The 24,769-nt window shown below is 65.5% G+C and carries 19 protein-coding genes; 17 read left to right on the forward strand and 2 right to left on the reverse strand.

What is annotated here, in order from left to right:
* Positions 1 to 195 precede the first annotated feature (195 nt).
* The 12 genes from HA399_RS04930 (at position 196) to sixA (ending at position 15,407) form a co-directional block, all read left to right on the forward strand.
* Complete coding sequence (locus HA399_RS04930; RefSeq protein WP_043335522.1) at positions 196 to 534, forward strand: YkvA family protein; 339 nt, start codon at positions 196 to 198, stop codon at positions 532 to 534.
* 241 nt (positions 535 to 775) lie between these two features.
* Positions 776 to 1,162, forward strand: a complete 387-nt coding sequence (locus HA399_RS04935) for an MAPEG family protein (protein WP_404326261.1) — start codon at positions 776 to 778, stop codon at positions 1,160 to 1,162.
* Positions 1,162 to 2,337 (forward strand): hotdog domain-containing protein, encoded by a 1,176-nt coding sequence (locus HA399_RS04940; RefSeq protein WP_404326906.1) that lies wholly within the window; start codon positions 1,162 to 1,164, stop codon positions 2,335 to 2,337. Before HA399_RS04935 ends, HA399_RS04940 begins: the two co-directional genes overlap by 1 nt.
* A 331-nt stretch (positions 2,338 to 2,668) precedes the next feature.
* A complete protein-coding gene (htpG, locus tag HA399_RS04945) occupies positions 2,669 to 4,552 on the forward strand; it encodes a molecular chaperone HtpG (protein ID WP_107335276.1) in 1,884 nt (627 codons plus the stop codon).
* A gap of 422 nt (positions 4,553 to 4,974) precedes the next feature.
* On the forward strand, positions 4,975 to 5,904 hold the full coding sequence (locus HA399_RS04950) for a glucosaminidase domain-containing protein (RefSeq protein WP_404326263.1): 930 nt from the start codon (positions 4,975 to 4,977) through the stop codon (positions 5,902 to 5,904).
* A 57-nt stretch (positions 5,905 to 5,961) separates the two neighbouring features.
* Positions 5,962 to 8,031, forward strand: coding sequence for an ATP-dependent helicase (locus HA399_RS04955; protein WP_404326264.1), 2,070 nt, complete (start codon positions 5,962 to 5,964; stop codon positions 8,029 to 8,031).
* Positions 8,024 to 9,727, forward strand: a complete 1,704-nt coding sequence (locus HA399_RS04960; protein ID WP_404326265.1) for a YdiU family protein — start codon at positions 8,024 to 8,026, stop codon at positions 9,725 to 9,727. The genes HA399_RS04955 and HA399_RS04960 overlap by 8 nt, the downstream gene beginning before the upstream one ends.
* Positions 9,728 to 10,340: 613 nt before the next feature.
* Positions 10,341 to 11,558 (forward strand): NAD(P) transhydrogenase subunit alpha, encoded by a 1,218-nt coding sequence (locus tag HA399_RS04965; protein ID WP_200906709.1) that lies wholly within the window; start codon positions 10,341 to 10,343, stop codon positions 11,556 to 11,558.
* Positions 11,555 to 11,887, forward strand: coding sequence for an NAD(P) transhydrogenase subunit alpha (locus HA399_RS04970; protein ID WP_043335532.1), 333 nt, complete (start codon positions 11,555 to 11,557; stop codon positions 11,885 to 11,887). Before HA399_RS04965 ends, HA399_RS04970 begins: the two co-directional genes overlap by 4 nt.
* Entirely contained in the window at positions 11,887 to 13,275 is a 1,389-nt protein-coding gene (locus HA399_RS04975) for an NAD(P)(+) transhydrogenase (Re/Si-specific) subunit beta (RefSeq protein ID WP_043335534.1), read from the forward strand. Before HA399_RS04970 ends, HA399_RS04975 begins: the two co-directional genes overlap by 1 nt.
* A gap of 337 nt (positions 13,276 to 13,612) precedes the next feature.
* Positions 13,613 to 14,740, forward strand: coding sequence for an NAD(P)H-dependent glycerol-3-phosphate dehydrogenase (locus tag HA399_RS04980; protein ID WP_404326266.1), 1,128 nt, complete (start codon positions 13,613 to 13,615; stop codon positions 14,738 to 14,740).
* 157 nt (positions 14,741 to 14,897) lie between these two features.
* On the forward strand, positions 14,898 to 15,407 hold the full coding sequence (gene sixA, locus HA399_RS04985) for a phosphohistidine phosphatase SixA (RefSeq protein ID WP_054554945.1): 510 nt from the start codon (positions 14,898 to 14,900) through the stop codon (positions 15,405 to 15,407).
* Positions 15,408 to 15,529: 122 nt separating this feature from the next.
* Here sixA and HA399_RS04990 read toward each other — a convergent pair whose 3' ends face one another.
* Positions 15,530 to 16,480, reverse strand: a complete 951-nt coding sequence (locus HA399_RS04990) for an AEC family transporter (RefSeq protein ID WP_043335541.1) — start codon at positions 16,478 to 16,480, stop codon at positions 15,530 to 15,532.
* Between the two features lie 153 nt (positions 16,481 to 16,633).
* A complete protein-coding gene (locus HA399_RS04995; protein WP_263643036.1) occupies positions 16,634 to 16,765 on the reverse strand; it encodes a hypothetical protein in 132 nt (43 codons plus the stop codon).
* Positions 16,766 to 17,398: 633 nt separating this feature from the next.
* On the opposite strand from HA399_RS04995, the gene HA399_RS05000 reads away from it, so the two are divergent.
* The 5 genes from HA399_RS05000 to HA399_RS05020 all read left to right on the forward strand — a co-directional run bounded on the left by HA399_RS05000 (position 17,399) and on the right by HA399_RS05020 (position 24,727).
* Positions 17,399 to 18,574 (forward strand): ABC transporter ATP-binding protein, encoded by a 1,176-nt coding sequence (locus HA399_RS05000; RefSeq protein WP_404326268.1) that lies wholly within the window; start codon positions 17,399 to 17,401, stop codon positions 18,572 to 18,574.
* Positions 18,571 to 21,324, forward strand: coding sequence for a Gldg family protein (locus tag HA399_RS05005; RefSeq protein WP_404326269.1), 2,754 nt, complete (start codon positions 18,571 to 18,573; stop codon positions 21,322 to 21,324). The genes HA399_RS05000 and HA399_RS05005 overlap by 4 nt, the downstream gene beginning before the upstream one ends.
* On the forward strand, positions 21,324 to 22,691 hold the full coding sequence (locus tag HA399_RS05010; protein ID WP_404326270.1) for a hypothetical protein: 1,368 nt from the start codon (positions 21,324 to 21,326) through the stop codon (positions 22,689 to 22,691). Before HA399_RS05005 ends, HA399_RS05010 begins: the two co-directional genes overlap by 1 nt.
* Before the next feature lie 126 nt (positions 22,692 to 22,817).
* A complete protein-coding gene (locus HA399_RS05015; protein WP_404326272.1) occupies positions 22,818 to 23,762 on the forward strand; it encodes an alpha/beta fold hydrolase in 945 nt (314 codons plus the stop codon).
* Entirely contained in the window at positions 23,759 to 24,727 is a 969-nt protein-coding gene (locus tag HA399_RS05020; RefSeq protein WP_404326274.1) for an alpha/beta fold hydrolase, read from the forward strand. Before HA399_RS05015 ends, HA399_RS05020 begins: the two co-directional genes overlap by 4 nt.
* Positions 24,728 to 24,769 lie beyond the last annotated feature (42 nt).

Consider the following 24,769-nt stretch of genomic DNA (forward strand, 5'->3'; position numbering starts at 1 on the left):
AACAAGTGCCCCGATATTGGCTATCAGGGGTTGCCGATTCAGTAACGATAGTGGCTATCGTGGCAGTGGTCGGCGCTGAATAACAGCACCATCTGATACTGATAGTGAATTATCCGAGAGTGATATCGCGGCTGTGCTGCCGTGAAGTTGACAAGCTCAGTGAATGAAATTTGTGCTACCCGTGAGGAGTCCACTATGGGCAAGGCATTATGGTTGACGCGATTGTTTGGCCGCCGACATGTGCTGGGCAAGGCAGGCGCCGCCTTGCGCACCATGGGGCCCTTGCTGCGCGACGTGGTGAGCGGACGTTACCGGCCGGTACCGTGGAAGGCGCTGGGGTTGGCGGCCGGCGCCTTCATCTATCTGGTCTCGCCGCTGGATCTGATCCCGGATCTGCTGGTGGGGCTGGGGATTCTCGATGATCTGGTGATCGTGACCTGGTTGCTCGGCAAGCTCGATGATGCGCTGGCCGACTATCGCCTGTGGCGTGGCGAGATTCCCGAACCTGATCCCTCCGAGCCGCCGGCCCCCTGAAGGCATCCAGCGTGGAAACACCATCTCTCTACCGGCCCTGACGCCTGGCACTGGCCATTGGCCGCATGGCAGGGACGCCGCGACCCTGCCATGCTCGTGACACGCTATCAAACACCAGTTTGAATTGGCGTGCCGTCAGTGTCTGATCTGCCGTTCATCACAGGGCGGCGCACCGTTTGTTCACAAACGAGACGCGCCGCTGTGGCAACGCCCTGAACAACGCCTTTCAAGGATATTCTGCATGCTGATCTATGCCTGCCTGTTGTTTGCCGCACTGATGCTGGTGCTGACCAAGGTGCCGGTCGCCTGGGCGCAACAGCGAACCGGACGTTACGACAACCATGACCCGCGCGCGCAGCAGCGTGAACTGACGGGCTTCGGGGCCCGCGCGCTCGCCGCGCACCAGAACACCATCGAAGCCTTTCCGCTGTTTGCCGCCGGGGTACTGGTCAGCGTGATCACCGCGCCGGGCGCGCCTATCGCGACCACGCTGGCGGTGATCTTCGTGCTGGTACGACTGGGCTATTGGGGCTGCTATCTGGCCAACATCGCCACGTTGCGTTCCCTGTTGTGGGGCGTCGGCTATGTGGTCTCCCTCACGTTGATGGCGATGCCGCTTTGGATGTGATGCATGCAGTGCCGCAGAGCCTGCTGGGGCTGGCCGTCAATCCCGCTGACGTGCCGGCTGCGGGTGGCGTATTGGATGACGCCAGCTGGGCGCGGGCGCTGACCGGATTTCTGAGCTTCATTCCGCACACGGCGCGCTTGAACGTCAGGGTTGAGGAGGTCGCCGCGCCGGCCATCCGCATGCAGCTTCCGTGGCAACCGGCCTTGATCGGCGATCCACACCGCAGGCTGGTGCATGGCGGTGTGCTGACCATGTTCGCCGATACGTTGTGCGGCAGTGCCGTGCTCACGGGGCTGTCGGCACCGGAAGTCTGCCCGACGCTGGATCTGCGCCTCGATCACTACCGACCCGGCGTCGAGGGCCTGGCGTTGGTGGGCGAGGCGCGCGTGCTGCGGGTCACGGAGTCGATGGTGTTTACCGAGGCGCAGATCTGGCAGCAGCCGGGCAAGATCCTGTGTCGCGCGATCGGCAACTTCGTCAGGCTCGGCGAGCGCAATACGCCCAGCGGCTTTGCCGAGGCGCTGCTGGCGGCGGCCAACGCTCAAGCCCCCGCGAATCCCTCCACGGACGAGTCGGAACCATTGGGGCAGTCATCACAGGCTGCACAGCCAGCAGGCGAGAAAACCGAGCCGCAGGCGCCGCGCGACGCCCAGGACCCGCGCGGCCTGCTCAGTGCGCGACGTTTCGTCGAAGGGCAGCGCACTCACGCCGACCTGGCGGCGCTGCTGGCGAGTCTGCCCTACGCGCAGGCGATCGGGCTTGGGCTGTGTGCCATTGACGGGCAGCAGGCGGGCGCGGCCAGCGATGTCGAGCTGCATCCTGAGCAGGCGCTGAGCTATTCCATGGCGGCGATGCCTGACAATGTCGGCAACCCGATGCTGCCGGCGGTGCATGGCGGCGTGCTGGCCGCGGCAATGGAAACCGCTGCGACGCTTGAGGTGCTCAGGCGGCATGGGCGCGGCGGTCGCGAAGCGCGCCTGCCCAAGCTGATCGATTTCTCCATCGACTATCTGGCCACGGCGCGCGGCGATCAGGTGACGCGCATCGACTGTGAAGTGATGCGTGAAGGTCGGCGCATGACCAATGTGCGCGTCAGCGCCTGGCAGAAATCCCGCGAGCAACCGGTCGCCAGCGCGCGCATGCACTTCGTGCTGGAATCACTCGCCTCCCCGTGATTGCAGGTGATGTCTGCCCTGCAGGCGTCACACTAGAAAGCACCTCCCTGATGGCTACCTCTCCGTTGGCTTCCTTCGTTGGCTCCTTTCGTTACTACCCCAGGGAGCCGCTTGGGTGTTGCTGTGGCACATGCCTGGTGGGCCGGGCGCAATCATATGTCGCTAGTGCCTTGAAATCCCTCACCCTTGCCCCATATCTGATCCACGAGTGCTTCCTTCGATCTGCCGCCCAAGAAAGGCAGGCGTCGGCGAGCCGGTTAAATTGTTGCGGGGGCGCTCTGGCCACCGCGAATCTTCTTTTCAGGCATCCACGACATAGAGGTCCTTTTCGATGACGACCGCCACTCACACCGAAACGCACGGCTTCCAGACAGAAGTGAAGCAGCTGCTTCACCTCATGATCCACTCGCTGTATTCCAACCGCGAGATCTTCCTGCGCGAGCTGGTCTCCAACGCGGCGGATGCCTGCGACAAGCTGCGCTACCAGGCGCTGGACAACGATGCCCTCTACGGCAACGACAGCGAACTGCGCATCGAGATCGAGCACGACGCCGAGGCGAAGACCATCACCCTGCGTGACAACGGCATCGGCATGAGCCGTGACGATGTGGTCGCCAACCTGGGTACCATCGCGCGCTCCGGTACCGCCGAGTTCATGAAGAACCTGTCGGGTGACCAGCAGAAGGATTCGCGTCTGATCGGTCAGTTCGGGGTTGGCTTCTACTCCGGCTTCATCGTCGCCGACGAGATCACCGTGCGTACCCGTCGCGCCGACCTGGGCGCTGACCAGGGCGTCGAGTGGACCTCACGTGGCGAAGGCGAGTTCAGCGTCGCCGACATCGAGCGCGCCGAGCGCGGCACCGAGATCGTGCTGCACCTCAAGGACGATGCCATCGAGTTCGCTGACGATCATCGTCTGCGCAACCTGGTCACCAAGTACTCTGACCATATCGAACTGCCGGTGCGCATGAAGCGCGTCGAGAAGGACGAGGAAGGCAACGAGCAGGTCCACTGGGAAACCGCCAACTCCGCCACCGCGCTGTGGGTGCGCTCCAAGTCCGAGGTCAGCGACGAGGAGTACAAGAACTTCTACAAGCACGTCTCGCATGACTTCTCCGACCCGCTCAGCTGGAGCCACAACAAGGTCGAGGGCAAGCTCGAGTACACCAGCCTGCTGTTCGTGCCGGGCCGTGCGCCGTTCGACCTCTACCAGCGTGATGCCGCGCGTGGCCTGAAGCTCTACGTGCAGCGCGTCTTCATCATGGACGACGCCGAGCAGTTCCTGCCGCTGTACCTGCGCTTCATCAAGGGCGTGCTGGACACCAATGACCTGTCGCTGAACGTCTCGCGTGAACTGCTGCAGCAGGACCCGCAGGTCGACAAGCTCAAGTCCGCGCTGACCAAGCGTGGCCTGGACATGCTCAAGAAGCTGGCCAAGGACCCCGAGCAGTACCAGACCTTCTGGAACCAGTTCGGCTCCGTGCTCAAGGAAGGCCCGGCGGAAGACTTCGCCAACCGCGAGAAGATCGCCGAGCTGCTGCGCTTCTCCACCACCGAGACCGACAGCGCGACCCAGGACCAGTCTCTGGCCCAGTACGTCGAGCGCATGAAGGAAGGCCAGAGCAAGATCTACTACCTGGTCGCCGACAGCTTCAATGCCGCCAAGTCCAGCCCGCACCTCGAGATCTTCCGCAAGAAGGGCATCGAAGTCCTGCTGCTGACCGACCGCATCGACGAGTGGCTGATGAGCCATCTCACCGAGTTCGATGGCAAGTCCTTCGCGGATGTCGCCAAGGGCGATCTCGATCTCGGCGATGTCGAGAACGAAGAAGAGAAGAAGGCCCAGGAAGAGACCGCCAAGGCCAAGGAAGATCTCGTCAAGCGCGTCAAGGAAGCGCTGGCCGAGAACGTTCAGGAAGTGCGCATCACGCACCGCCTGACCGATTCCCCGGCCTGCGTGGTGCTGCCGGAGCACGAGATGGGCTACCAGATGCGCAAGATGATGGAAGCCGCTGGCCAGCCGCTGCCGGAAGTGAAGCCGATTCTCGAGCTGAACCCGGAGCACGCCCTGGTCACGCGTCTGGAAGGCGGTGAAGGCGATTACTTCACCGACCTGGCACACGTGCTGCTCGATCAGGCCATCATCGCCGAAGGCGGTGCGCTGGAAGATCCGGCCGCTTACGTGCGCCGCCTGAACAGCATGCTCAGCGCCTGAGACGGCGGAACGATCGAGCCACTGGCTTGATCAAGCATGTCCGCAACGACGCCCTCGCAGCCTATGCTGCGGGGGCGTTTTGCGTTGGGTGTGTCGTCAGCGATAGCGTCCAGTGCGAGGTGCAAGGTGTGCGGGGCAGGAAGGCGGCAGGGTAGGAAGGGAGGAAGGGGAAAGGGAAAAAGAAAAAGAAAAAGGGGAGGAAGCGCAGGGAGCACAGAGAGCGCGCCGCGGCAGTGGCGCGAAAGGCAGGCATCGTCTGGCGGTCTGTCGGTGACAGACGACAGGGCTTGCCGTGTCTTTCCTCGCTTGGCCGACCGCGCCATCTTCTCGCCCACGCGTTTTTAGGGTTTCATGCAGCCTCATGAGATACGCTGATGGTATCTCGCGTCCTGCTACTGCATCCCTCTCGATGAGCGCAGCACATGACTTACCTACCTTTCTCTGCGGATTGGCTGACTGGCGGAGTGCGTGGCCTGCCACGCCTGTCTGCGTGGGCCTGGGCCTGGCCGCGGCGCTCGTGGCGCCTGAGCTCTGTACGTCAGGGCTCTGTCCGTCCGGGCTCTGTTCGTATGGTCAGTGCCGCCTTGCTGCTGGTGATGGGGCTGGGCTCGATGGCGCAGGCGGCGCGGCTGGATGATGAGCTGCTGGCCCGTGACAGGACCCATCAGATGCCGGACCTGCGGCCCTATCCCGCGGGCAACAAGCGCAAGGTCGCATTCTTCGAACTGATGATTCCGCTGGTGGTGGCCGAGAACCAGCGTATCGCCGAGCAGCGCGACTGGTTGCTGGCGATGCGCAAGCGCGCAGGGGACGGAGGGCGTGACTACAGCGAGCGCGAGCAGGAGCGCCTCAACGGCCTGTGTGATCAGGCCAATCTGCCCTGTGACGTCACGCGCGAGGACATCGGCGTCAGCTGGACGCGCCTGCTGCTGCGCATCGATACCCTGCCGCTGGACATGGTGCTGGTGCAGGCCATCGAGGAGTCGGGCTGGGGGACGTCGGGCCATGCCCGTGAGGGCAACAATCTGTTCGGCATGCGCTGCTTCTCGCGCGGCTGCGGTATCGGGCCGCCGGGGCGTGAATATCGGCGTTTCGAGAGCCTGGAGGCCGGTATCGCCGCCTATTTCGACAACCTCAATTCCCAGCGCAGCTATGCCGAGCTACGTGAGCTGCGCGGGCGTCTGCGCAACGCGGGCCAGCCGGTGCGCGCCGAAGACCTCATCCCGACGTTGAGTGCCTACTCGACGCGGGGCAATGCCTACTTCACCACGCTCTATGATCTGTTGCGCTGGAATCGTGGCCTGATGCGTACCGTGCGTGAGCGCCTCGCGGCCAATGGCGCACTGTCCTAGTCATGATCGCGCAGCGAAGGTCTTGCCCCCCGCGCTGACAGGGGGGATCATGCCGCCATGCATCTGAGCAATGATCAACGGCGAATTCTCGCCCATCCCTTTCCCTCGCGCCTGCGCGATCGCACGCCGGCCAACAGCGCCGAGCACAGCGATTGCGTGGTGGTGCGTGCCTGTGCCGGCAGCGGCAAGACCGTGCTGATGGTCGAGCTGGCGCGTACCTACGCCGACGAGACCCTCATCTACACCTCGCTCAACCCGGCGGTGGCCGGGCGGACTGCCAGTCAGCTGCCCGCCAATGTCCAGTCGCTGTCGCTGCATCAGCTGGCGCGCCAGGCCTTGATGGAGGAGTACGGCGACAAGCTCAAGCGGCAGCCCGACATCACGCGCCGTCTGGCGCCGCAGAGCCTCAGCTGGCTGGGCAGTCTTTCCAGTCAGTCGCGCAGCCTGATCGCCCAGGGCCTGAACACCTTCTTCGCCGAGAGCGACGCGGTGCCGATGCCGGAGCATCTGCCTGAAGGCGTGGCACAACGGCTGAGCGCCAATGAGCTGCGCCAGCTGGTCGAGAGCATGCGGCTGGTGTGGGAGTGTCTGCTGGACCCCGCCGATCATCAGCAGAGCCTGTCGTTCAACGCCCTGCTCAAGCTGTGGTCGCAGCATGGCCAGTCGCTGGAGGCCGACCTGGTGATGCTGGATGAGGCGCAGGATGCCACGCCAGCGCTGCTGGCCATGTTGCGTCGCCAACGCTGTGACCTGCTGCTGATCGGCGACCCGCATCAGAGCCTGTCGCGTCAGGTGGAAGGCATGAGCTCGCTGGATTCGCCGCTGCTGGCCGATGCCACCGTCTACTCGCTGCCCGGCGCCTGGCGCTTCGGGCCGGCGTTGGCGGCGCTGGGCACGCGGTTGGCGGCCTGTTCGCCCACCGCCCGCGAGCAGGCCATGAGCGGCCTCGGCCCGGCGACCCGTCTGGCGCTGCCCGCGGTGCGTGAGGCATTGCTGCACTCCGGCAAGCGCCATGCGGTGATCAGTGCCGGCCCGGTGGCGGCGCTGGGTGAGGCGCTGGCACTGCATCAGCGCGGCATCGCGGTGGCCTGGCTGGATGGCATCGAAGGCTATCCGCTGGCGGGGCTGCTGGATCACTGGCGACTCTGGCGCGCGCATCAGATGGCCGAGCAGGGCGACAGCGCGAGTCAGCGTGAGTGGTGGCGACTGCTGCCTCCCTCCCTGACACGACTCGGCCAGACCCCGGCGCAGGTGCTGGGGGCTCTGACGCGTCTCGATGATCATCAGGCGCGCAGCCTGCATGAGCTGGCCTCCTGGTATGCCCAGGCGCCACTGGATCAATGGATCGGGGAGCTGCGCAAGCACGATGGCGACCTGCAGGCCGCCATCGTCAGTGCTCACTCGCGGGGGCAGTCGGTCGAGCTGCCCACGGTCATGCTGGGGACGGTGTTCCGCGCCAAGGGTCTCGAATTTGATTGCGTGGTGCTGGCCGATGATCTGGCATTGCCAGGCGCGCGCCAGCAATTGCCCAATCAGGTGCTGGTCACCAACCTCAGCTACACCGCCGCCACGCGGGCACGCCAGCTGCTGGTGCTCAATGAACGCCTGAGCCACTGGTGGCAGGCGCAGGGCGAGAGTGAGCGCTTCCCTCTGCTCGAGGCACTGCCGCAGGCCTGGCTGAGCGAGTCCACGCATGGCGTGCAGGCGCCACATCCGTGGTGGGGCAAGGCACGCCTGTCGGAGTTGGCGCTGACACCGCGCAAGCGCCTGCTGCTGCGCCGTCATGAGACCTCGCTTGAGGGCACGTCTGCCGCGGTGTCGCCCGCGGCTGGAGCGCGCGATCAGGCGCAAGCCTCGGGCGCTCCTGCCAGTCATGCTCAGCGCCTGGCCCATGATCAGCATCTGGGCCATGCCCGGGGCTCCGACGATGCCCTGCAGGCGCTCAAGCGTCAGGCACGCACCGACACGACGGCGCGCAAGCTGTATGAAATGGCCAGCAAGCTGCCGCCCGGGCGGCCTTCCGGCGGCCTGCGCAGCCTGCTGACCCCGAGCGACGCCGCCGCGTCCACTTCTTCCCCCAGCGAGTCGCCGACCCCCGGCGGCCCGACGGAGCCTCTTGATGAGTGAGTTTGCCCCTACGCCCGCCGCGCACGTGCACGACCTGGCGGCGCTGCGCTTCAACAATCGCTATGCCCGCCTGCCGGAGCACTTCTTCACGCGTGTTGCCCCGCAGCCGCGACAAGGCACGCGCCTTGCCGATGTGAGTCCTGACTGCGCCCGCCTGCTGGGGCTGGAGGCGCCCTTGACCTCAGACGCTTCCAGCGAGGAGGCGCTCGAGCAGCTGCGCCTCTTGATGGCCGGTGAGCAGTTGCTGCCGGGCATGGACGCATTGGCCCAGAAATACACTGGCCATCAGTTCGGTCATTACAATCCGCAGCTCGGCGACGGGCGAGGCATTCTGCTCGGCGAGCTTGAGACCGATCACGGCAAGACCTTCGATCTGCATCTCAAGGGCGCCGGGCGTACGCCTTACTCGCGCTTCGGCGATGGTCAGGCGGTGGTGCGCTCCAGCGTGCGCGAGTATCTGGCCAGCGAGTACATGGCCGCGCTGGGCATTCCCACCAGCCGCGCGCTGGCACTGGCGGTGAATGCCGAGCGGGTTCAGCGCGAGACCGTCGAGCCCGGCGCTACCGTGTTGCGCGTCTGCGAGAGCCACCTGCGTTTCGGGCACTTCGAGTGGCTGGCCCACTCCGGCCGGCATGAAGACCTCAAGACACTGATCGATCACGCCCTGCGGGAGCATTTTTCAGAGTGTCTGCCCGAGGAGCTGACTGAACCACTGCCGGAAGGCGGCGCGCAGGCAGCGGCGGACCAGCCGCTTGCAGACCAGCCCCTCACAGATCAAGTGCGCGTGACCAGTGCGCTGGCCATGTTCGAGACAGTGATCACTCGCACCGCGAGACTGATCGCGGCCTGGCAGGCCTACGGCTTCGTGCATGCGGTGATGAACACCGACAACATGTCGCTGCTGGGGCTGACCTTCGATTACGGGCCCTACGCCTTCCTCGATGGCTATGAAGAGAATCTGGTGCCGAATCATACCGATCAGGCCGGGCGCTATGGTTTCGCCCAGCAGCCGGGCATCGGGCTATGGAATCTGGAGCGTCTGGGGATCGCGCTGTCGCCGCTGATCGATGTCGAAGCGCTCTCCGCTGCGCTGGGCACCTATGAGGGCGAGTTGCAGCGCGAATATGCCCGCCTGATGCGCGCGCGTCTCGGGTTTCCGGATGCTCGCGATGAGGACATGACGCTGGTGCAGCAGTGGCGCGAGCTGCTGGCGGCCGGCAAGGTCGACCACACCCATGCCTACCGTCTGCTCAGTCATTGGGATGTCACGCAGTCCGCGCCGGAAACGCTGGTCGTGCGCCTGGCGGGGGAGCGTGGGCCGCATGGCAACTCGGCCCAGGCGCGCGATGAAGCTTCGGCGTGGCTCGCGCGCTATCAGGCGCGCGTCATGGCCATCGGGCTCTCCGCCGAGGATGAGCGCCAGCGTCGTCTGGCCATGCTCGGTTGCAATCCGCTGTATGTGCCGCGCACGCATCTGCTGCTGGAGGTGATCGCACGGGTCGAGCAGGGTGATGACACTACGCTCAAGGCCGTGCGTCAGCGTCTGACGGCGCCTTTCTTTCGCCCCGAGGAGGGCAGTCTGGAGGCGGCGCTGGAGCTGGGGCAGGCGCAGGGCGTCGCTGCCGAACTCGTCGATGACTGGACACGGCCACCGGCGGCGAATGCTGCGCCGATCTGCATGAGTTGCTCGTCCTGAGCGGTTCTGCCAGAGCGGCTCTCATTGAAGGGGCCTGAACTGCTTCGCTGACAGCGCAAGCCATGGCAGAGCATCCGCTTGGCGCAATGCAGGAAACACGCGCTGACACTCAAGTCATCGTCACGAAAATGGGATACTGCTGCGGCGGTATCCCATTTTTCATGGCAGGCGCTATCGCAGCCATAAGCTCGAGATTATGCGATGCATAACACAAAGCTGAGCTATTCTTGGTGAGGTGCCTTTTGTAAACTCATTGCAAATCAGTCACTTGGTAGTGCCGCAAGACGCCTGTCAGCATAAGGCAGCTGTTATGGCTGCCATAACGATAGCTTTATGCTTGCTTTTTTTGCAATGCAGCGCTTGACCCTGATGCACCGACAAGAAAAGACTGATGCTGGACACTCATCGTGTCGCGGGTGATGTCAGGCCTTCTGGCCATGCGTGAGTCACGGCTTGCGATTCAGGCAAGTCTCACCTGTGACAGGCAATAACGTCGCTGAAAGCGCCTCCGGCAGGCAGGATGGCGCGAATCAGCGCTCAACAGGAACGACGCCATGAACCTTTCAAGGCTGGCAGCCTCAGGTATGAACACGGACGTGAAACGAGGTGCGCGATGCTGAATATTCTAGTCGTGCGCGAGATGCGTGCACCGGACCTGGTGACACCCGACGAGGGCGTGAGCAGCACACTGGCGCGCGGGGAATGCCGCGTCGCGCTGGACCCGGTGACGGCCGGCAAGCTCGCGCGTCACCTCGACAGCAGCGTCAGTGACACCAGCGACGCCATCGTGCACGTGGAGAGCGGCGCCGGACGTCATGCGCACTTCGATGATGCGGCCTACGCCGCCCAGCCCGGGGTGGCGGTCGTCGCCGAGGCCGATATCGCGGCGGCGCGTGCCGCGGCGGATCTCGTGCTGTGCGTGCGCACGCCCAGCGAGTCACAGATCAGCGAGTTGCGTGAAGGCGCGGTGGTGGTGGCATTGATGACGCCGTACCAGAACCCGCAGCTGATCAGTAAGCTTGCCAGCCAGGGGCTGACCAGCCTGTGCATGGAATTCGTGCCGCGTATCTCGCGCGCCCAGAGCATGGACGCCCTGTCCTCGCAGGCGGGTGTCGCGGGCTATCACGCCGCGTTGCTGGCGGCCAATGAGTCCTCTGTATTCTTCCCGATGCTGACGACTGCCGCCGGGACCGTGCGTCCCGCGCGTGTCGTGGTGGTCGGTGCCGGCGTTGCGGGTCTGCAGGCCATCGCGACCGCCAAGCGTCTCGGCGCCCAGGTGTGGGCCTATGACATCCGCGCTGCCGCGCGTGAGCAGGTCGAATCGCTGGGCGCCAAGATGATCGATACCGGCGTCGATGCCTCCGGCGAGGGCGGCTACGCCCGCGAGCTGACCGATGACGAGCGCGCCCAGCAGGCCGATGCGCTGGCACGTCACATGGGCGATGCGCATGTGGTGATCTCTACCGCCGCGATTCCGGGGCGTCCGTCGCCGCGCATCATCAGCCGCGAGATGGTCGAAGGCATGAAGCCCGGCGCCGTGCTGGTCGATCTCGCCGCCGAAGGCGGTGGCAACTGTGAACTGACCGAGCCCGGCAAGCGTGTCGAGCACGCCGGCGTCACGGTACTCGGCCCGCTGGACATGGCCTCGAGCCTGGCGGTCAATGCCAGCGAGATGTACGCCAAGAACCTCTTCAACCTGCTGACCCCCTTCATGAAGGACGGCGAACTGACGCTGGACTTCGAGGATGCGGTGCTCGGCCCGATGCGTCTGACCGAAGGCGGCCGCATCACCCACGATGACGTACGCGCTCGCGCGGAGGACGCCGCATGATCGAAGGACTTTCTGCCGTATACATCCTGATGCTGGCGGCCTTCGTCGGCTACGAGGTCATCTCGCGCGTGCCGGTGATCCTGCACACGCCCCTGATGTCCGGTTCCAACTTCATCCACGGCATCGTGCTGGTCGGGGCGATGATCGCCCTCGGTCAGGCCGAGACCGGCATGCAGCAGTTCATCGGCTTCATCGCCGTGCTGCTGGGCGCCGGCAACGCGGTCGGCGGTTATGTGGTCACCGAGCGCATGCTGGAAATGTTCAAGACCAGTGATCGCAGCAAGGGCACAGACGCTGCCAATGGCATCAACGACAAGGAGGCTCGCTGATGAACTGGCTGGTCGAAACAGGGTATTTCGCGGCGGCGGTGGTCTTCATCCTCGGCCTCAAGCGCATGTCACATCCTTCCACGGCACGCAGCGGCATCCATTGGGCCGGTATCGCGATGGTCGTGGCGACGCTGCTCACCTTCCTGCATCCGCAGATTGATGGTCGTTATGGCCTGATGCTGCTGGCCATCGTCATCGGTGGCGGTATCGCCTGGTATTCCGGCAACAAGGTCGAGATGACCGACATGCCGCAGATGATCGCCATCTACAACGGCATGGGCGGCGGTGCGGCAGCGGCGATCGCCGCGGTCGAGCTGATGCGCATGAGCGACAACCCGGCACTGATCGAGCAGCACGGCTCGCTGGCGCTGTGGCTGGGCGTGCTCGGGGCGATGATCGGTGCGGTGGCCTTCTCCGGTTCCATCGTGGCCTGGGCCAAGCTGGATGGGCGCCTCAAGAAGGCGTTCAACTTCCCGAGTCAGCAGCTGATCAACATGATCGTGCTGGGCCTGACGGTCTACCTGGGTGTCGTGATCGCGGCGGTGGAACCATCAAGCTCACTGGTGCTGGTGTTCTTCGCGCTCGCGTTGCTGTTCGGCGCGATGCTGGCACTGCCCATCGGTGGCGCCGACATGCCGGTGATCATCTCGCTGTTCAATGCGCTGACCGGCCTTGCGGTGGCGATGGAAGGCTTCGTGCTCGGCAATGCCGCGATGATCATCGCCGGTACTGTCGTCGGGGCGGCCGGTACGCTGCTGACCCAGCTGATGGCCAAGGCCATGAATCGTCCGATCCGCAACGTGCTGTTCAAGCAGTTCGGGGGCGCCTCCGGCGTCGAGCAGGGCGAGATCGAGGGCAGCATGAAGGCCTCCGATCCGATGGACGCCGCCGTGCAGCTGGCCTTCGCCGAGCGCGTCATCATCGTGCCGGGCTACGGCATGGCGGTGGCACAGGCACAGCACAAGGTCTGGGAGATGGTCGAGCTGCTGGGTGAGCGTGGCGTCGAAGTGCGCTTCGCGATCCACCCGGTCGCCGGTCGCATGCCGGGTCACATGAACGTGCTGCTGGCGGAAGCCGGCGTGCCCTACGACATGATCGCGGACCTGGACGAGATCAACAACGACTTCGAGACCACCGACGTCACGCTGGTCATCGGTGCCAATGACGTGGTCAATCCGGTCGCCAAGAACGACGCCTCAAGCCCGCTGTACGGCATGCCGATCCTCAACGCCGACCAGTCACGCAACGTGCTGGTGATCAAGCGCGGCCAGGGTTCCGGCTTCTCCGGTGTCGAGAACCACCTCTTCTATCTTGACCACACACGCATGGTGTATGGCGATGGTCAGAAGGTGGTTGGCGACATGATCACGGCCCTCAAGACGCTGTGATCTGACGCCTCGGCGTGATGGGGCAAGTCTGCCGCCATCACGCCAGTGCTGAACAGACCGGCAATTTCTGCGCCTCAGGGGGCAGGAATTGCCGGTTTTTTTGTACATGTCGAGAGTTCATGCATATCGAGAATTCATGCATATCGAGAGTTCATGCGTATCGATGGTGCATGCCGGTCGATTGCTTGCGAGGCGCGCGTGGCAGGCGCGTCACCCAGGCGCAGCCCCCTGCGTTGGCCACGAGGTCTGCGCAGACATCTCTTGTTCAGCATTCTCTGACAAACTATGAGTACAATGCCTGCCATTCACTGAGCACATCGTCATCCAAGGAGTCAGCATGTCTGCCACTACCCCTTCACCTCGTCGGGCCATTCGTGATCGCGAGGTAAGCGAAACGACCCCTCAGGCGGTGGGACTCAATGTCTGCGTGCTGGGTGGCGGCAGCTTCGGGACCGCGATCGCCTCGATTGCCGCCGACAACGGTGCCAGCGTCACCCAGTGGATGCGTGATGCCAGCCAGGCCGAGGAGGTCAACACCCGGCACCGCAACTCGGGCTATCTGCCGGGCTTCGAGATCAATGCCTCGGTGCATGCCACCACCGACATGGCCGATGCACTGGCCGAGGCCGAGCTGGTCTGCGTGGCGATTCCTTCCAAGGCCTTCCGTACGGTGGTCCGTCAGGCGCGCGCTCACCTGCGTGAAGGGCAGATTCTGGTGGCCACCACCAAGGGCATCGAGAGCGAAGGCTTCACCCTGATGAGCGAGGTGCTGGAGCAGGAAACCGGCTTCACGCACATCGGCGTACTGTCTGGCCCCAATCTGGCGGCCGAGATCGCCCAGCGGCAGCTGACGGCCACAGTGATCGCCTCCGACGACGCCTACACCCGCGCTCGCGTGCAGACGGCCTTCGGCTGCGACTATTTCCGTGTCTACGCCAGCAATGATCGCTACGGCGTCGAGCTGGGCGGGGCGCTGAAGAACATCTACGCCATCGCGGCCGGCATGGCCGCGGCTCTGGGCATGGGCGAGAACACCCGCGCCATGCTGATGACCCGCGCGCTGGCCGAGATGAGCCGCTTCGCCGTGGCCAAGGGCGCCAATCCGATGACCTTCCTCGGCCTTGCCGGCGTTGGCGATCTGATCGTGACCTGCTCCTCGCCGCTGTCGCGCAACTATCGGGTCGGCTACGCGCTGGGAGAAGGGCGCACCCTCGACCAGGCGGTCGAGGTGCTGGGACAGGTCGCCGAGGGTGTCAACACCGTACGATTGGTGCAGGATGAATCCGAGCGACTGGGCATCTACATGCCGCTGGTCAGTGGCATGGCCAAGGTGCTGTTCGAGAATGTCGACCCGCATCACATGGCCCGCGCGCTGATGGGCGGTGAGCAATCCAGCGATGTGGAATTCGTGCTGTCGCGTGAGTCGGTGCAGCAGGCGCGGCAGTTGGAACCCGACGGCTCCTGAGGACTCATAGCAGGTAGCGGGTGATGGAACGTGTTTCGCCATCCCCTTGTCTGACTCGTGCAACGCTCCGGTTGGCGAGTCCCTGGTCATCGGCCGCAGCGACAGAGCGAGTGATGAAGCGCTTGCGCTGCGGCAGTCATCTTTTCAGGAGAATGTCATGAGTGTACTGATCATGCGTCACGGTGAGGCCCAGGCCGGCACGCCGGACCCCAGCCGCGAATTGAGTGAATATGGCCGCGAAGAGGCGCGCCGCATCGGGCGCTGGTTGGCCCATCAGCTGCCCGCTGAGCGTCGTGCGCGCCTGACGCTGGTCGTCAGTCCGTTTACCCGCGCCCAGCAGACCGCCCAGGAGATCTCCTCGGCGCTGGAGTTGAGTGGTGAGCAGCAGACCACGCTCGAGATCATCACCCCGGATGACCCGCTGACGCCGGTACTCGACTGGCTGCAGACCCATGTGCCGCCCACCTCTGAAGGGCGCGAGCCGCGTGACTGGCTGATCATCAGCCACAATCCGCTGGTCTCGAATCTGGCCAGCGCCCTGGTCGATGGCCCCGGCAGTACCCAGCTGGCCTTTGCCACCGCAAGTCTCGCCTGGCTGGACGCCGATGTCTGGGCCGCTGGCCTGGCGGATCTGCACCAGTTCGTGAGTCCGGCGGAACTGGCGTAAGTCACGCGCGGCTGTCATGAGCCACAACCATTGAGCCGCAACCATTGAGCCACAACGAAACGCCCCCGCCAGTCTGCACTGGCGGGGGCGTTTCGTTTTGGCCTGCAGCCAGACCGCTGCTGCTAGACCAGACCGCTCAGCTTGAGCACGAAGATGCCTGCCGTGATGGTGATGCCCGCCATTAGAGTGCTGATGGCGATGATGTTGGCGGCCAGGCGGTCATTGCCGCCCATCGCCCGCACCATCACGAAGCTTGCCGCCGCCGTCGGCGAAGCGAAGAACAGGAACAGCACTCCGAGTTCGGTGCCACGGAAGCCCAGCAGCACGGCGACGGTGGTCGCCAGCAGTGGCACGCTGATCATCTTCATCAGGCTGGCGCTCAGCGCCAGCTTGCGGCCTTCACGCAGCGAGCGCATCGACAGGGTGCCGCCGATGCAGATCAATGCCAGCGGCAGCGTCATGCGCGCGAAGTAGTCGCCGGAGGTCTCCAGCCACTCGGGCAGCTGCCAGCTGAATGCCGCGAAGGGCAGGGCGGCCAGCACGCCGAGAATCAGCGGGTTGGTGATGATGCCGCGCGCGATGCCACTCCAGCTGGTGCGGCCATCGCCGAGATAGCTCGACAGCACCACTACCGACAGCATGTTGTAGGACAGGATGACGACGCCCATCAGGATGCCGCCCATCGAGAGGCCGAGATCGCCATAGAGATTGGCGGCCAGTGCCAGCCCGACGATGGCGCAGTTGCCGCGAAACGAGCCCTGGACCACCTCGCCGCGTTCCTTTCTCGGCACGCGCAGGATCGCCCAGCCCCACAGCAGCAGGAAGGTGCCCAGTGTCGCCAGCGCGAAGTAGGTCAGCATGCCCGGACGCAGGGCGTGATCCAGGTCCGCGCGCACGATGGAGAGGAAGACCAGCGCCGGCATGGTGCCCTTGAACACAAGTGATGAGGCGGTGCCGATGAAGGTGTCATCGATCCAGCCAAGACGTTTGAGGCCCAGGCCCAGAAATACCATCGCGAAGACCGGAACGGTGACGTTCAGGGTCGCGACGAACAGCGCCAGCATGTCGTTCATGAAGTAGTCTCGCTCATTTCCGCCCTTGTCCTGTGAGTGTTGCGGTCTGTCTGGTGAGGCTTTTGGTCAGCGCCTGACGAGCGTTGCGCGACCGCGGCGGCCCGTTGCGAGCTGTCGTATCAGCCCCGTCGTGAACTGCCGCGGCGGCCTGGCTCAGGCCAGCCAGAAGCCCGTGATCAAGGCCGCTGCCAGCAAGGCCCAGAACAGGCCGTTGCGCAGGCGGGTATCGCGACGCGGCCTGGAAGACGGCGAGGAGGTGGCGGACTGCTTGTCATGCTTGGGCATCGAGGGGTCCTGTCCAGCAAGGTGAAATGTTGGCTCAGCGAATGAAGGCTCAGCGGGTGAAGGCTCAACGTGTGAAGGCTCTGGCGGGCAGACGACCGGCCAGCAAGGCGCTCTGACAACGGCGCGTGCCTGTCATCCGCCCAGCATATCAGGCTTTCCTTAGACTTAGGGATAGTCGCTCAGCTCGGGCATCAGCTCCGGTGCTAGTTCCGCTATCAGCTCTGGTATCAGGTCGCGTTGATCGCATGCCGCCAACCAGGGGCGCGGGCGGATGTGATGATCGAGAAGACCGGCGCCGCGACGCGCCTTGAGGGCCGGCAAAGGGCGGAATAGCCGCCATAACCGCGCGAGCGGCGACTGTGCGCGCACTCCTGCTTGGCGAGCGCAGGCTGTCCGCTTACCCTGTGCGCTGCATTGTCATCTGTCACGGTTAACTGCCGGGGCCACGGTTATCTTCCGGCCTCATGATCACCTGCCGGAACCATCAGCCCCGGCAGCGCATTGCCCCTATCAAGAAAAGTACAAGGAGCGGGTATCTTGCAGGACCCATACACGACCTCTGCGTCATCTTCTGCCGCGACGCCCTCTGACGCGACGCCCTCTGACGCGGCGCCCTCTGCTGCGACTCGTTCTGTGGCAGCTCGCTCTGCTGCAGCTCCCGCGCGCGCGTCTGACGATCCGTCCGCCTCTCCGGCGCTGTTGGTCAGTCGTGGGCTCGGGCGTCAATTCGGTCAGCAACAGGCCGTCACCGGGCTGACCTTTACGGCCTCGCGTGGTGAAGTCATCGGTCTGCTGGGTCCCAATGGCGCCGGCAAGACCACCAGCCTGCGCATGCTGGCGGGCACGCTCGCCGCCACCCAGGGCCAGCTGGAGCTGGAAGGCGAGGCCTTCGATGGTCGAGCCAGTCAGCGCCAGCTCAACCGCCTCAAGCGTCGCATCGGCTATCTGCCGGAGGGCGCGCCCCTGTGGCCGCAGCTGACGGTGCGCGAGAGTCTGGAGTGCGTGGCAGGTCTGCATGGGTTGTCGCGCAAGGTGCGCAATGATCGTCTTGCAGCATTGATGGACCGCCTGGATATCACGCCTTTCGCCAATCAATTGTGCGCAGTGTTATCCAAAGGCTATCGGAGGCGTGTGGCACTTGCGATGGCGTTGACCCATGACCCGGACATCCTGCTGCTCGATGAGCCCACCGATGGGCTGGACCCGCTGCAGAAGGACAGCGTGCGCGCCTTCATTCGCGAGCTGGGGCGCGAGCGACTGATCATCGTCTCCACCCACCTGCTGGAGGAAGTGCCTCGTATCTGTGACCGCGTGCTGGTCATGGCCAATGGCCAGCTGGGCTTCGATGACACGCCGGAGGCGCTGGCCGCGACCTCCGTCAGCGAAGGCATCCTGGGTGGCAGCCGTTCGCGCTACGGCGCGGGGTATGGGGCGAGTTCCAGCCTGCCGGTATGGCGAGTGACGCTGAGTCGGGCCCTGAGCGAGCGCGAGCTGGCCAGTGTCTCGCGCCTGCCGGGCGTGGCGGCCATCACGCCCGTCAAGCCCGGCGATGCCATGGCGCGTGACAAGTCGCCGCTGGTGGTCTCGACCGGCGCCGTGCTGCGTCTGGCCGGGCGTCTCCACCAGGACCCGCGCCCCGCGCTGGCACGCTGGTGCAGCTACATGGAAATCCGCCTCGATGAATGCGTCCACGAACGGGGCGATATCGAAGTCGCGTTCCGCCAGCTGGTGACGCGCATGGCGGAGCAGCCCTCGCCGCTGCCGATGCGCAAGCAGACACCGCGCGCAGATCAGGAGGTGTCGTCATGAGGGCCGTTCTCGCGCTGGTCCGCCGTGACCTGCATCAGGCACTGACGCAGGGTGCCAGCTGGTCGCTGCTGGTGGTGATGGCGGTGCTGGCTCCGCTGGGAGCCTTCGAGGTGGGCGATCTGCTGGCACGTGATCGCGCCGATCTTGGCTCGCTGTGGCAGGTGTTGCCCTGGTTGCTGGTGCTGTGGACGCCGCTGCTGGCCCTGCGCGGCTGGCCGGAAGAGCGCGCCAACGGCCTGCTCGAATGGCTGTCCGGTCTCGGGCTGGGGTCATGGCGACTGGCCAGCGCACGCCTGATCAGTGCCAGCGTGCTGGGCTGGCTGGGGCTTGCGATGACGGCGCCGCTGGTGGTGCTGATCCATTGGCTCGGCACGCCGGATCTCGGTCTGATGCTCAGCGGCTATCTGGGCATGGCGCTGCTGGTGATGGCGCTGGCCAGTCTCGGTCAGGCGCTGGCGGTGCGCGCGCCTTCTGCGCTGTCGGCGTGGCTCGGGGCGCTGGTACTGGGTCTGGCGCTGATGCTGCCGGGCACACCTGCGGTGACGAGCCAGCTGGCTCAGCATCTGGCGCCGCACTGGGTGCAGCTGCTCGATCTGATCAGCTTGCCGGCGCATCTGACGCCTTTCAGTGAAGGCCGGCCGACCTGGCTCGATGCCAGCTATTTCCTGCTGCTGACCCTGGCTGGGGTGGTGTTGCAGGCGCGCGGCCTCAGTCAGGAGCGCCATGCACGCAAGCAGGCGCCACAGTGGCTGGTCACGGCGGCGCTGGCGGTCGCGGTCACCGCGCTATTGCTGGCCGGCGTGCGCCTGCCGCCGCTGCTGACGGCCGGCGGCCACAATCCGCTCACCCGCGCTCATGATCTGACCGCCACGCGTCAGCACAGCCTGAGCCCCGCCAGCCGTGCGGTGCTCGATGACCTCGAGGCACCGGTCACGCTGACCTTCGCCTACAGCGAACGCTTCGCCGCCGATCTGCCGCAGCTGCGTGAACTGGCGACACGGATCGAGACGCGTCTGGCCGCCTTCGCGCGTGAGCCGCAGATACGCCTCAAGCGTGTCGACCCTGCACCGGACAGTGCCGACTTCGCGGATCTCGAAGCGCAGGGCCTGACCGCGCTGTCATTGCCGGGCGGCGAAGAGATGCTGTTCGGGCTGGTGGTGGATGGCCCCTACGCCGAACGCCGCGCCATTCCGCTGCTCAAGGCGGCGGATATCGGCGGGCTGGAAGCGCAGGTGACACGCCAGATTCAGGAAGTCTCGCGCACCGAGCCGCCGCGCCTGGGCGTCGTCTCGCGTTTGCCGGTGATGGGCCAACCCAGTCTGGAGCAGGGCAGAGCGCTGGGCAGCTGGGGCCTGATGGAGCATCTCAATGCACGCCTGCGCATCGACTGGCTGTCGGCCGGCGATGATGCCGCGCGTCCGATCGCCGATCAGGATGCGTTGCTGGTGATCGCGCCGCGGCTGTTGCCGGTCAAGACGCTGGAGGCCATTACGGCCTATCTCGAGCATGGCGGCCGGGTGTTGATGCTGGTGGACCCGCTGCCCGAAATGCTCGATCAGCCGGCGCCGGCTTCCGAGGCGCTGACGACATTGCTGGCGCGCGCCGGGCTTGAATCACGCGCGGGCGAGGTGGTGGCGGATGCGCAGCTGGCCTTGCCGATCGGCTTGCTGGACGGCACGCGTGCGCTGAGTCCGACGTTGCTCGGGCTAAGTGCCGCGCAGCTGTCGGACGCCGCGCTCAACCTCAATGTCGAGCAACTGGTGATGTCCAGCGCGGGCTGGTTGGCGCCGCTGCCTGATGCAGCAGACGCATCATCGAAAGGCCCAGGGGCGCAAGGCGCGCCGTTGCAGTGGCTGATTCGTGCCAGCGATGAGGCGCGCCTGATTCCGGCGGCGCGTGTTCACGCCAGCCGTATGGACCCGCGTCCGCTGTCGGGACTGGCGGGGGGAACACCGCCGGCGGGCGGGCTGGCCGTGCTGGCGCAGTGGCCGGCGGCGGGCGCCAAGGGCGGCCAGTTGCTGGTGGTCAGCGATGTCGACATGGCCAGTGACCGTCTGTGGCGACGCACGGCAGCGGATGGCAGCGAGCAGACCCTCAATGCCAATGCGCGTTGGCTGGAAAATGCCGTGGACCTGCTGGCAGGCAGCCCCGAGCTGGTCGCCCTGCGCGCGCGTGCCCATCAGGTGCGCGAGCTGACGCGCCTGCATCAACTGGCCGATCATCAGGCCGCCGAGGAGACCCGGTTGCGCAATGATTGGCAGACGCGTCTGAGTGCGCTCGGCGCGTCGCCGGTGTCTGGCAAGGCCGAAGCCGCGCAGCAAAGCGACGCCCTGGCGGCGATGCAGCATGACTTCGAGGACGCGCTGTCACGTCAGCAGCGTGAGGCGAATGCCGAGCGTGATGCCCTGCGTCGCGAGCTGCGCCTGTGGACGCTGCTGGCCTTGCCGGTAGCGTTGAGCCTGCTCGGCGAGCTGATCTGCTGGCGCCGTTATCGCGCCAGCCGTCGCGCGGGCTATCAGTCGACAGGGCGTCTGTCGGGCCACGGGCAACCCAGCGGGAAGCGCAACGCAGAACGTAATGAACAGCGCAATGAGCAGCGCAATGGACAACACAGCGCCCGCTCCGCGAGTGACGCCGCCACAAGCGCTTCGACAGGCTCGGGCAAGTCAGCCGCAGGCGTGTCAGTTTCAGGCAAGGCGGCTTCAGGCAAGACAAGACCGGGCGATACTACCCAGTCGGGAGGTGATTGATGGGGCGCTTCAATCGGACGGGATGGGCACTGACGGCGCTGGTCTCCGTGGCCGCGGTGATGGCGCTTACCGCAGGGCCGTCACTGCTGGAATCGCTGCGCTCAGGCGCCGCCACGGGCGGGGCAGACCCTGCGCAGTGGCAAAGTGATTCGTTGATGAGCCAGGCGCTGACGACAGTGACCGCGGGCCAGTCAGGCGTCTTGCAGCCCTTGCCGCTGCTGTCGCAGGTGGCCGCCTCAGCGCAGCGCATCGGCATTCGACATGGCACAGAGCCCAGCCAGGACTGGTTGAGTCTGGCGCGTGGGCCTGCAGGTGACTGGCAGATCACTTCATTGGCTGGCTGGCCTGCCCGCCAGGGCAAGGTGGAGGCGCTGGTGAGTCAGCTGGGCGAGGCACAATTGCGCACGCGCAAGCCGGCCACGGACAAGGCACTTGAGGCGCTGGGCTTCAGCGCGCAGTCACCGCTGCTGAGCGTGAAGGGCAACGGCGCTCAGGTGAGTCTGCAACTGGGCGCCAGGCCCGCGGCGGCAACGCAGCTGAGCGGTGCGGGTAGTGCTGAGTTGGCGGGGCGTTACGTGCGGTGGGTGCCGTCGCCCACGGATGCGAACGTGAAAGGCTCCCCCGCCATGGCTGGTGCGAATGGCGCACCGATCTGGGAGCTGACGCGCGATATCGGGTTGCCGGATTGGCGCGGCGGCATGGCGCCCAGCGAGGTGCTGGACGTCACCGAGCTACGCAGTGACGCCGCGGTGTACAAGCCGCTGAGTCGCATGGACATCTCGCTGGCGGCGTCTGCTCAAGACGCGTCAGCACGGCAAGGGCCGCTGGTGCGAGGCCTGGCACCTGACAGCGACGCTGCCCATGAGATTCTCGCTGCGCTGTCGCCGCTGACGCAGAATGATCTGCGCCCTCGCGCCTCCACGCCTGAAAGCGGCGCAGCCCAGCCAGACGCCTGGCAGCCTGCCGTGACGCTGACCCTCAACTGGTCGCGCCCCTCGCTCTATTACCGTCAGCATGAGCAGCTCAATGATCGCACCCAGCTGGTGCTGGCCATCGCGGCGGGCAGCAAGCCCTGGGCGCGGCTGACGCTCTCCGGCAAGGGGTGGCCCCCTGAACTGGTCGCGCGCTTGAATGCCGTCGAGATACAGGTCAATGGCGCGCTGCGCGATCAGCTGCTGGCACTGGGCGCGAGGGTGCCCCAAGACGAGCCCGTTGAGCTCACGGCTATCGCGGTTCAGGCGGCGCTGGCGGTCAGTCGTGCCTTGGCGTTGCCTGAGCCAGGAGCAGCTGAGACGGGATCGGAAGCAGCCGAGCCCAGCACGGAAACAGCCGCTGCGCTGGTGCCGGCGGGCATGGAAGGGGAGTGAGGTGCTCCATGGGCCAAAGGGAGGAGTAGCGCCCATGGGGCGGGGCTGGCATGCTGTTGACTGTATTTAAACAACCGTTTGTCTGGGCGCGTCAGGGACGGCGGCCCGTGGTAAGGAGACCTTGCGATGAATGCCACCTCACGGCAACCCCGGCCCGAACAGGCCTTGTCCAAGCAGGGCGACGCTGACCCGGCCAGCCTGAATACCGACACCGAGCGCCCGGTGCTGGCCTTCGCGCATGCCAATGGCTTCACCGGTGCCTGCTACAAGAGCCTGCTGGCGCCGCTGGCCGAGCACTTCAATCTGTTGCCGGTGGACCGACTGGCGCACGACCCTGCCTATCCGGTCGGCAACAATCTGATCTCGCTGCGTGATGAGTGGCTGGCGTGTCTGGACGCCGCGCTGGGGCCGTTGCCCGCGGCGGGCGGCACCGGGCGCAAGGTGATCGGGGTCGGGCATTCGCTGGGAGGCATCGTCAATTACATGGCGGCGCTCAAGCAACCGGAACGCTTTCACTGCCTCGTGCTGCTCGACCCGCCGTTGATGCTGGGCCGCGATGCGCTGGGCATGAAGGTCGCCAAGCGCTTCGGCTTCATTGATCGTGTCACGCCGGCAGGCCGCACTCGCGGGCGTCGCGCACGCTGGGACTCCCGTCAGGCCATGCAGGATTACCTGCGCCGTCGCTCGCTGTTCGCCAATTTCACGCCAGAGGCGCTGGACGACTACGTCGACAACGCCACCCATCGTCACGCGGATGGCAGCCTGTCGTTGAGCTTCGATACCCGTCACGAGGTCGAGATCTTCCGCCACCTCAGCGATCACCTGTCAGGCTCGCCGGCGAAGCTGGCGGTGCCGGTCAGGATTCTGGCCGGCGCCCAGTCTGATCTGCTCACGCCGGCGCGTCAGGCACGCCTGCGCCGCGCCGGGCTGATGGTGGAGCATGTCCGGGGAGGACATATGTACCCCTTTGAATACCCGCAAGAGACGCGCGCCGCGCTGCTGGCGGCCATCGCGGACCTTGCGCCGCCGGATGTACTGCCGCCAGGCCTGCTGGCCGGGAGGCAAGCATGAGCACTGATCAATCCATTCAGGACATCGCAGAGGCTTCCCTGAGCGCCAACGTCTCGCTGCGTGAGCGTCGCTTCCCACGGCGCACGGGCGGAGAGCTGGCGGCCCTAGAGTGGGCGCCTGCCGAGCACGCCGAGCAGGCACCGACGTGGCTGGCGCTGCATGGCTGGCTCGACAATGCCGCCAGCTTCAGCCGCCTGGCACCGCTGTTGTGTGAACGGCTGGGCATTCGTCTCATCGCCATCGACATGGTCGGTCACGGACTCTCGAGTCCGCTGGGTGAGCACGGTGATTATGCGGTGTGGGATTACTGCCACGATGTGATCGAGGCACTGGAAGGCCTGTATGACGAGGGGCTGCCGCGCGCGCCGGTCACGGTGATGGCGCACTCGCTGGGGGCGGCGGTGTCGGGGCAGGTGGCTGCGGCGCTGCCGGAATATATCGCGCGACTGGTGCTGATCGATGGCATCGGCGCACTTGCCACGCCAGCCTCGGAGGTGGTCGATCAGCTGCGCCGCGGATTGCTGGCACGCCACGCGCAGCCGGTCAGACGCGCCGCCACGCGACGTGCCCATTATCGTCATGTCGAGGACGCCGTGGCGGCGCGGGTCGCGGGAGGTGTCACGCCGATCGATGCCGATACGGCGCGACCGATCGTCGAGCGCAACCTCGAGGTGCTGGAAGACGGTGGCCTGCGGTTGAGAAGTGACCGCCGCCTGCTGCGGCCTTCATTGATGCGCTACACCCCGGAGCAGGTGCTGGCGTTATTGGCGGCGTTGACCCAACCGGTACTGCTGATCGAGGGCGAGCAGGGTATCCTGACCATAAGGCACGAGGCACAGCAGGCGCGCGATGCCGTGAAGAGGCTCGAGCGTCGCGTCTTGCCGGGCGGCCACCACCTGCATCTGGAGCCGGCCCATGTGGCGGCGGTCGCTGATGCCATCGTCGAGTGGATCAGCTCGCACTGAGCGATGCACCGCGTGCCGCGTCCGTTCATCTTTCATCATCTG

The sequence above is a fragment of the Cobetia sp. UIB-001 genome (genome assembly GCF_044789135.1).
Taxonomy (GTDB): domain Bacteria; phylum Pseudomonadota; class Gammaproteobacteria; order Pseudomonadales; family Halomonadaceae; genus Cobetia; species Cobetia amphilecti.

Bases quoted from the DNA above. Each gene is read 5' to 3' on its own strand.
- HA399_RS04930 (WP_043335522.1), top strand. From the start codon at position 196: ATGGGCAAGGCATTATGGTTGACGCGATTGTTTGGCCGCCGACATGTG.
- HA399_RS04935 (WP_404326261.1), top strand. From the start codon at position 776: ATGCTGATCTATGCCTGCCTGTTGTTTGCCGCACTGATGCTGGTGCTG.
- HA399_RS04940 (WP_404326906.1), top strand. From the start codon at position 1,162: ATGCATGCAGTGCCGCAGAGCCTGCTGGGGCTGGCCGTCAATCCCGCT.
- htpG (WP_107335276.1), top strand. From the start codon at position 2,669: ATGACGACCGCCACTCACACCGAAACGCACGGCTTCCAGACAGAAGTG.
- HA399_RS04950 (WP_404326263.1), top strand. From the start codon at position 4,975: ATGACTTACCTACCTTTCTCTGCGGATTGGCTGACTGGCGGAGTGCGT.
- HA399_RS04955 (WP_404326264.1), top strand. From the start codon at position 5,962: ATGCATCTGAGCAATGATCAACGGCGAATTCTCGCCCATCCCTTTCCC.
- HA399_RS04960 (WP_404326265.1), top strand. From the start codon at position 8,024: ATGAGTGAGTTTGCCCCTACGCCCGCCGCGCACGTGCACGACCTGGCG.
- HA399_RS04965 (WP_200906709.1), top strand. From the start codon at position 10,341: ATGCTGAATATTCTAGTCGTGCGCGAGATGCGTGCACCGGACCTGGTG.
- HA399_RS04970 (WP_043335532.1), top strand. From the start codon at position 11,555: ATGATCGAAGGACTTTCTGCCGTATACATCCTGATGCTGGCGGCCTTC.
- HA399_RS04975 (WP_043335534.1), top strand. From the start codon at position 11,887: ATGAACTGGCTGGTCGAAACAGGGTATTTCGCGGCGGCGGTGGTCTTC.
- HA399_RS04980 (WP_404326266.1), top strand. From the start codon at position 13,613: ATGTCTGCCACTACCCCTTCACCTCGTCGGGCCATTCGTGATCGCGAG.
- sixA (WP_054554945.1), top strand. From the start codon at position 14,898: ATGAGTGTACTGATCATGCGTCACGGTGAGGCCCAGGCCGGCACGCCG.
- HA399_RS04990 (WP_043335541.1), bottom strand. From the start codon at position 16,480: ATGAACGACATGCTGGCGCTGTTCGTCGCGACCCTGAACGTCACCGTT.
- HA399_RS04995 (WP_263643036.1), bottom strand. From the start codon at position 16,765: ATGCCCAAGCATGACAAGCAGTCCGCCACCTCCTCGCCGTCTTCCAGG.
- HA399_RS05005 (WP_404326269.1), top strand. From the start codon at position 18,571: ATGAGGGCCGTTCTCGCGCTGGTCCGCCGTGACCTGCATCAGGCACTG.
- HA399_RS05010 (WP_404326270.1), top strand. From the start codon at position 21,324: ATGGGGCGCTTCAATCGGACGGGATGGGCACTGACGGCGCTGGTCTCC.
- HA399_RS05015 (WP_404326272.1), top strand. From the start codon at position 22,818: ATGAATGCCACCTCACGGCAACCCCGGCCCGAACAGGCCTTGTCCAAG.
- HA399_RS05020 (WP_404326274.1), top strand. From the start codon at position 23,759: ATGAGCACTGATCAATCCATTCAGGACATCGCAGAGGCTTCCCTGAGC.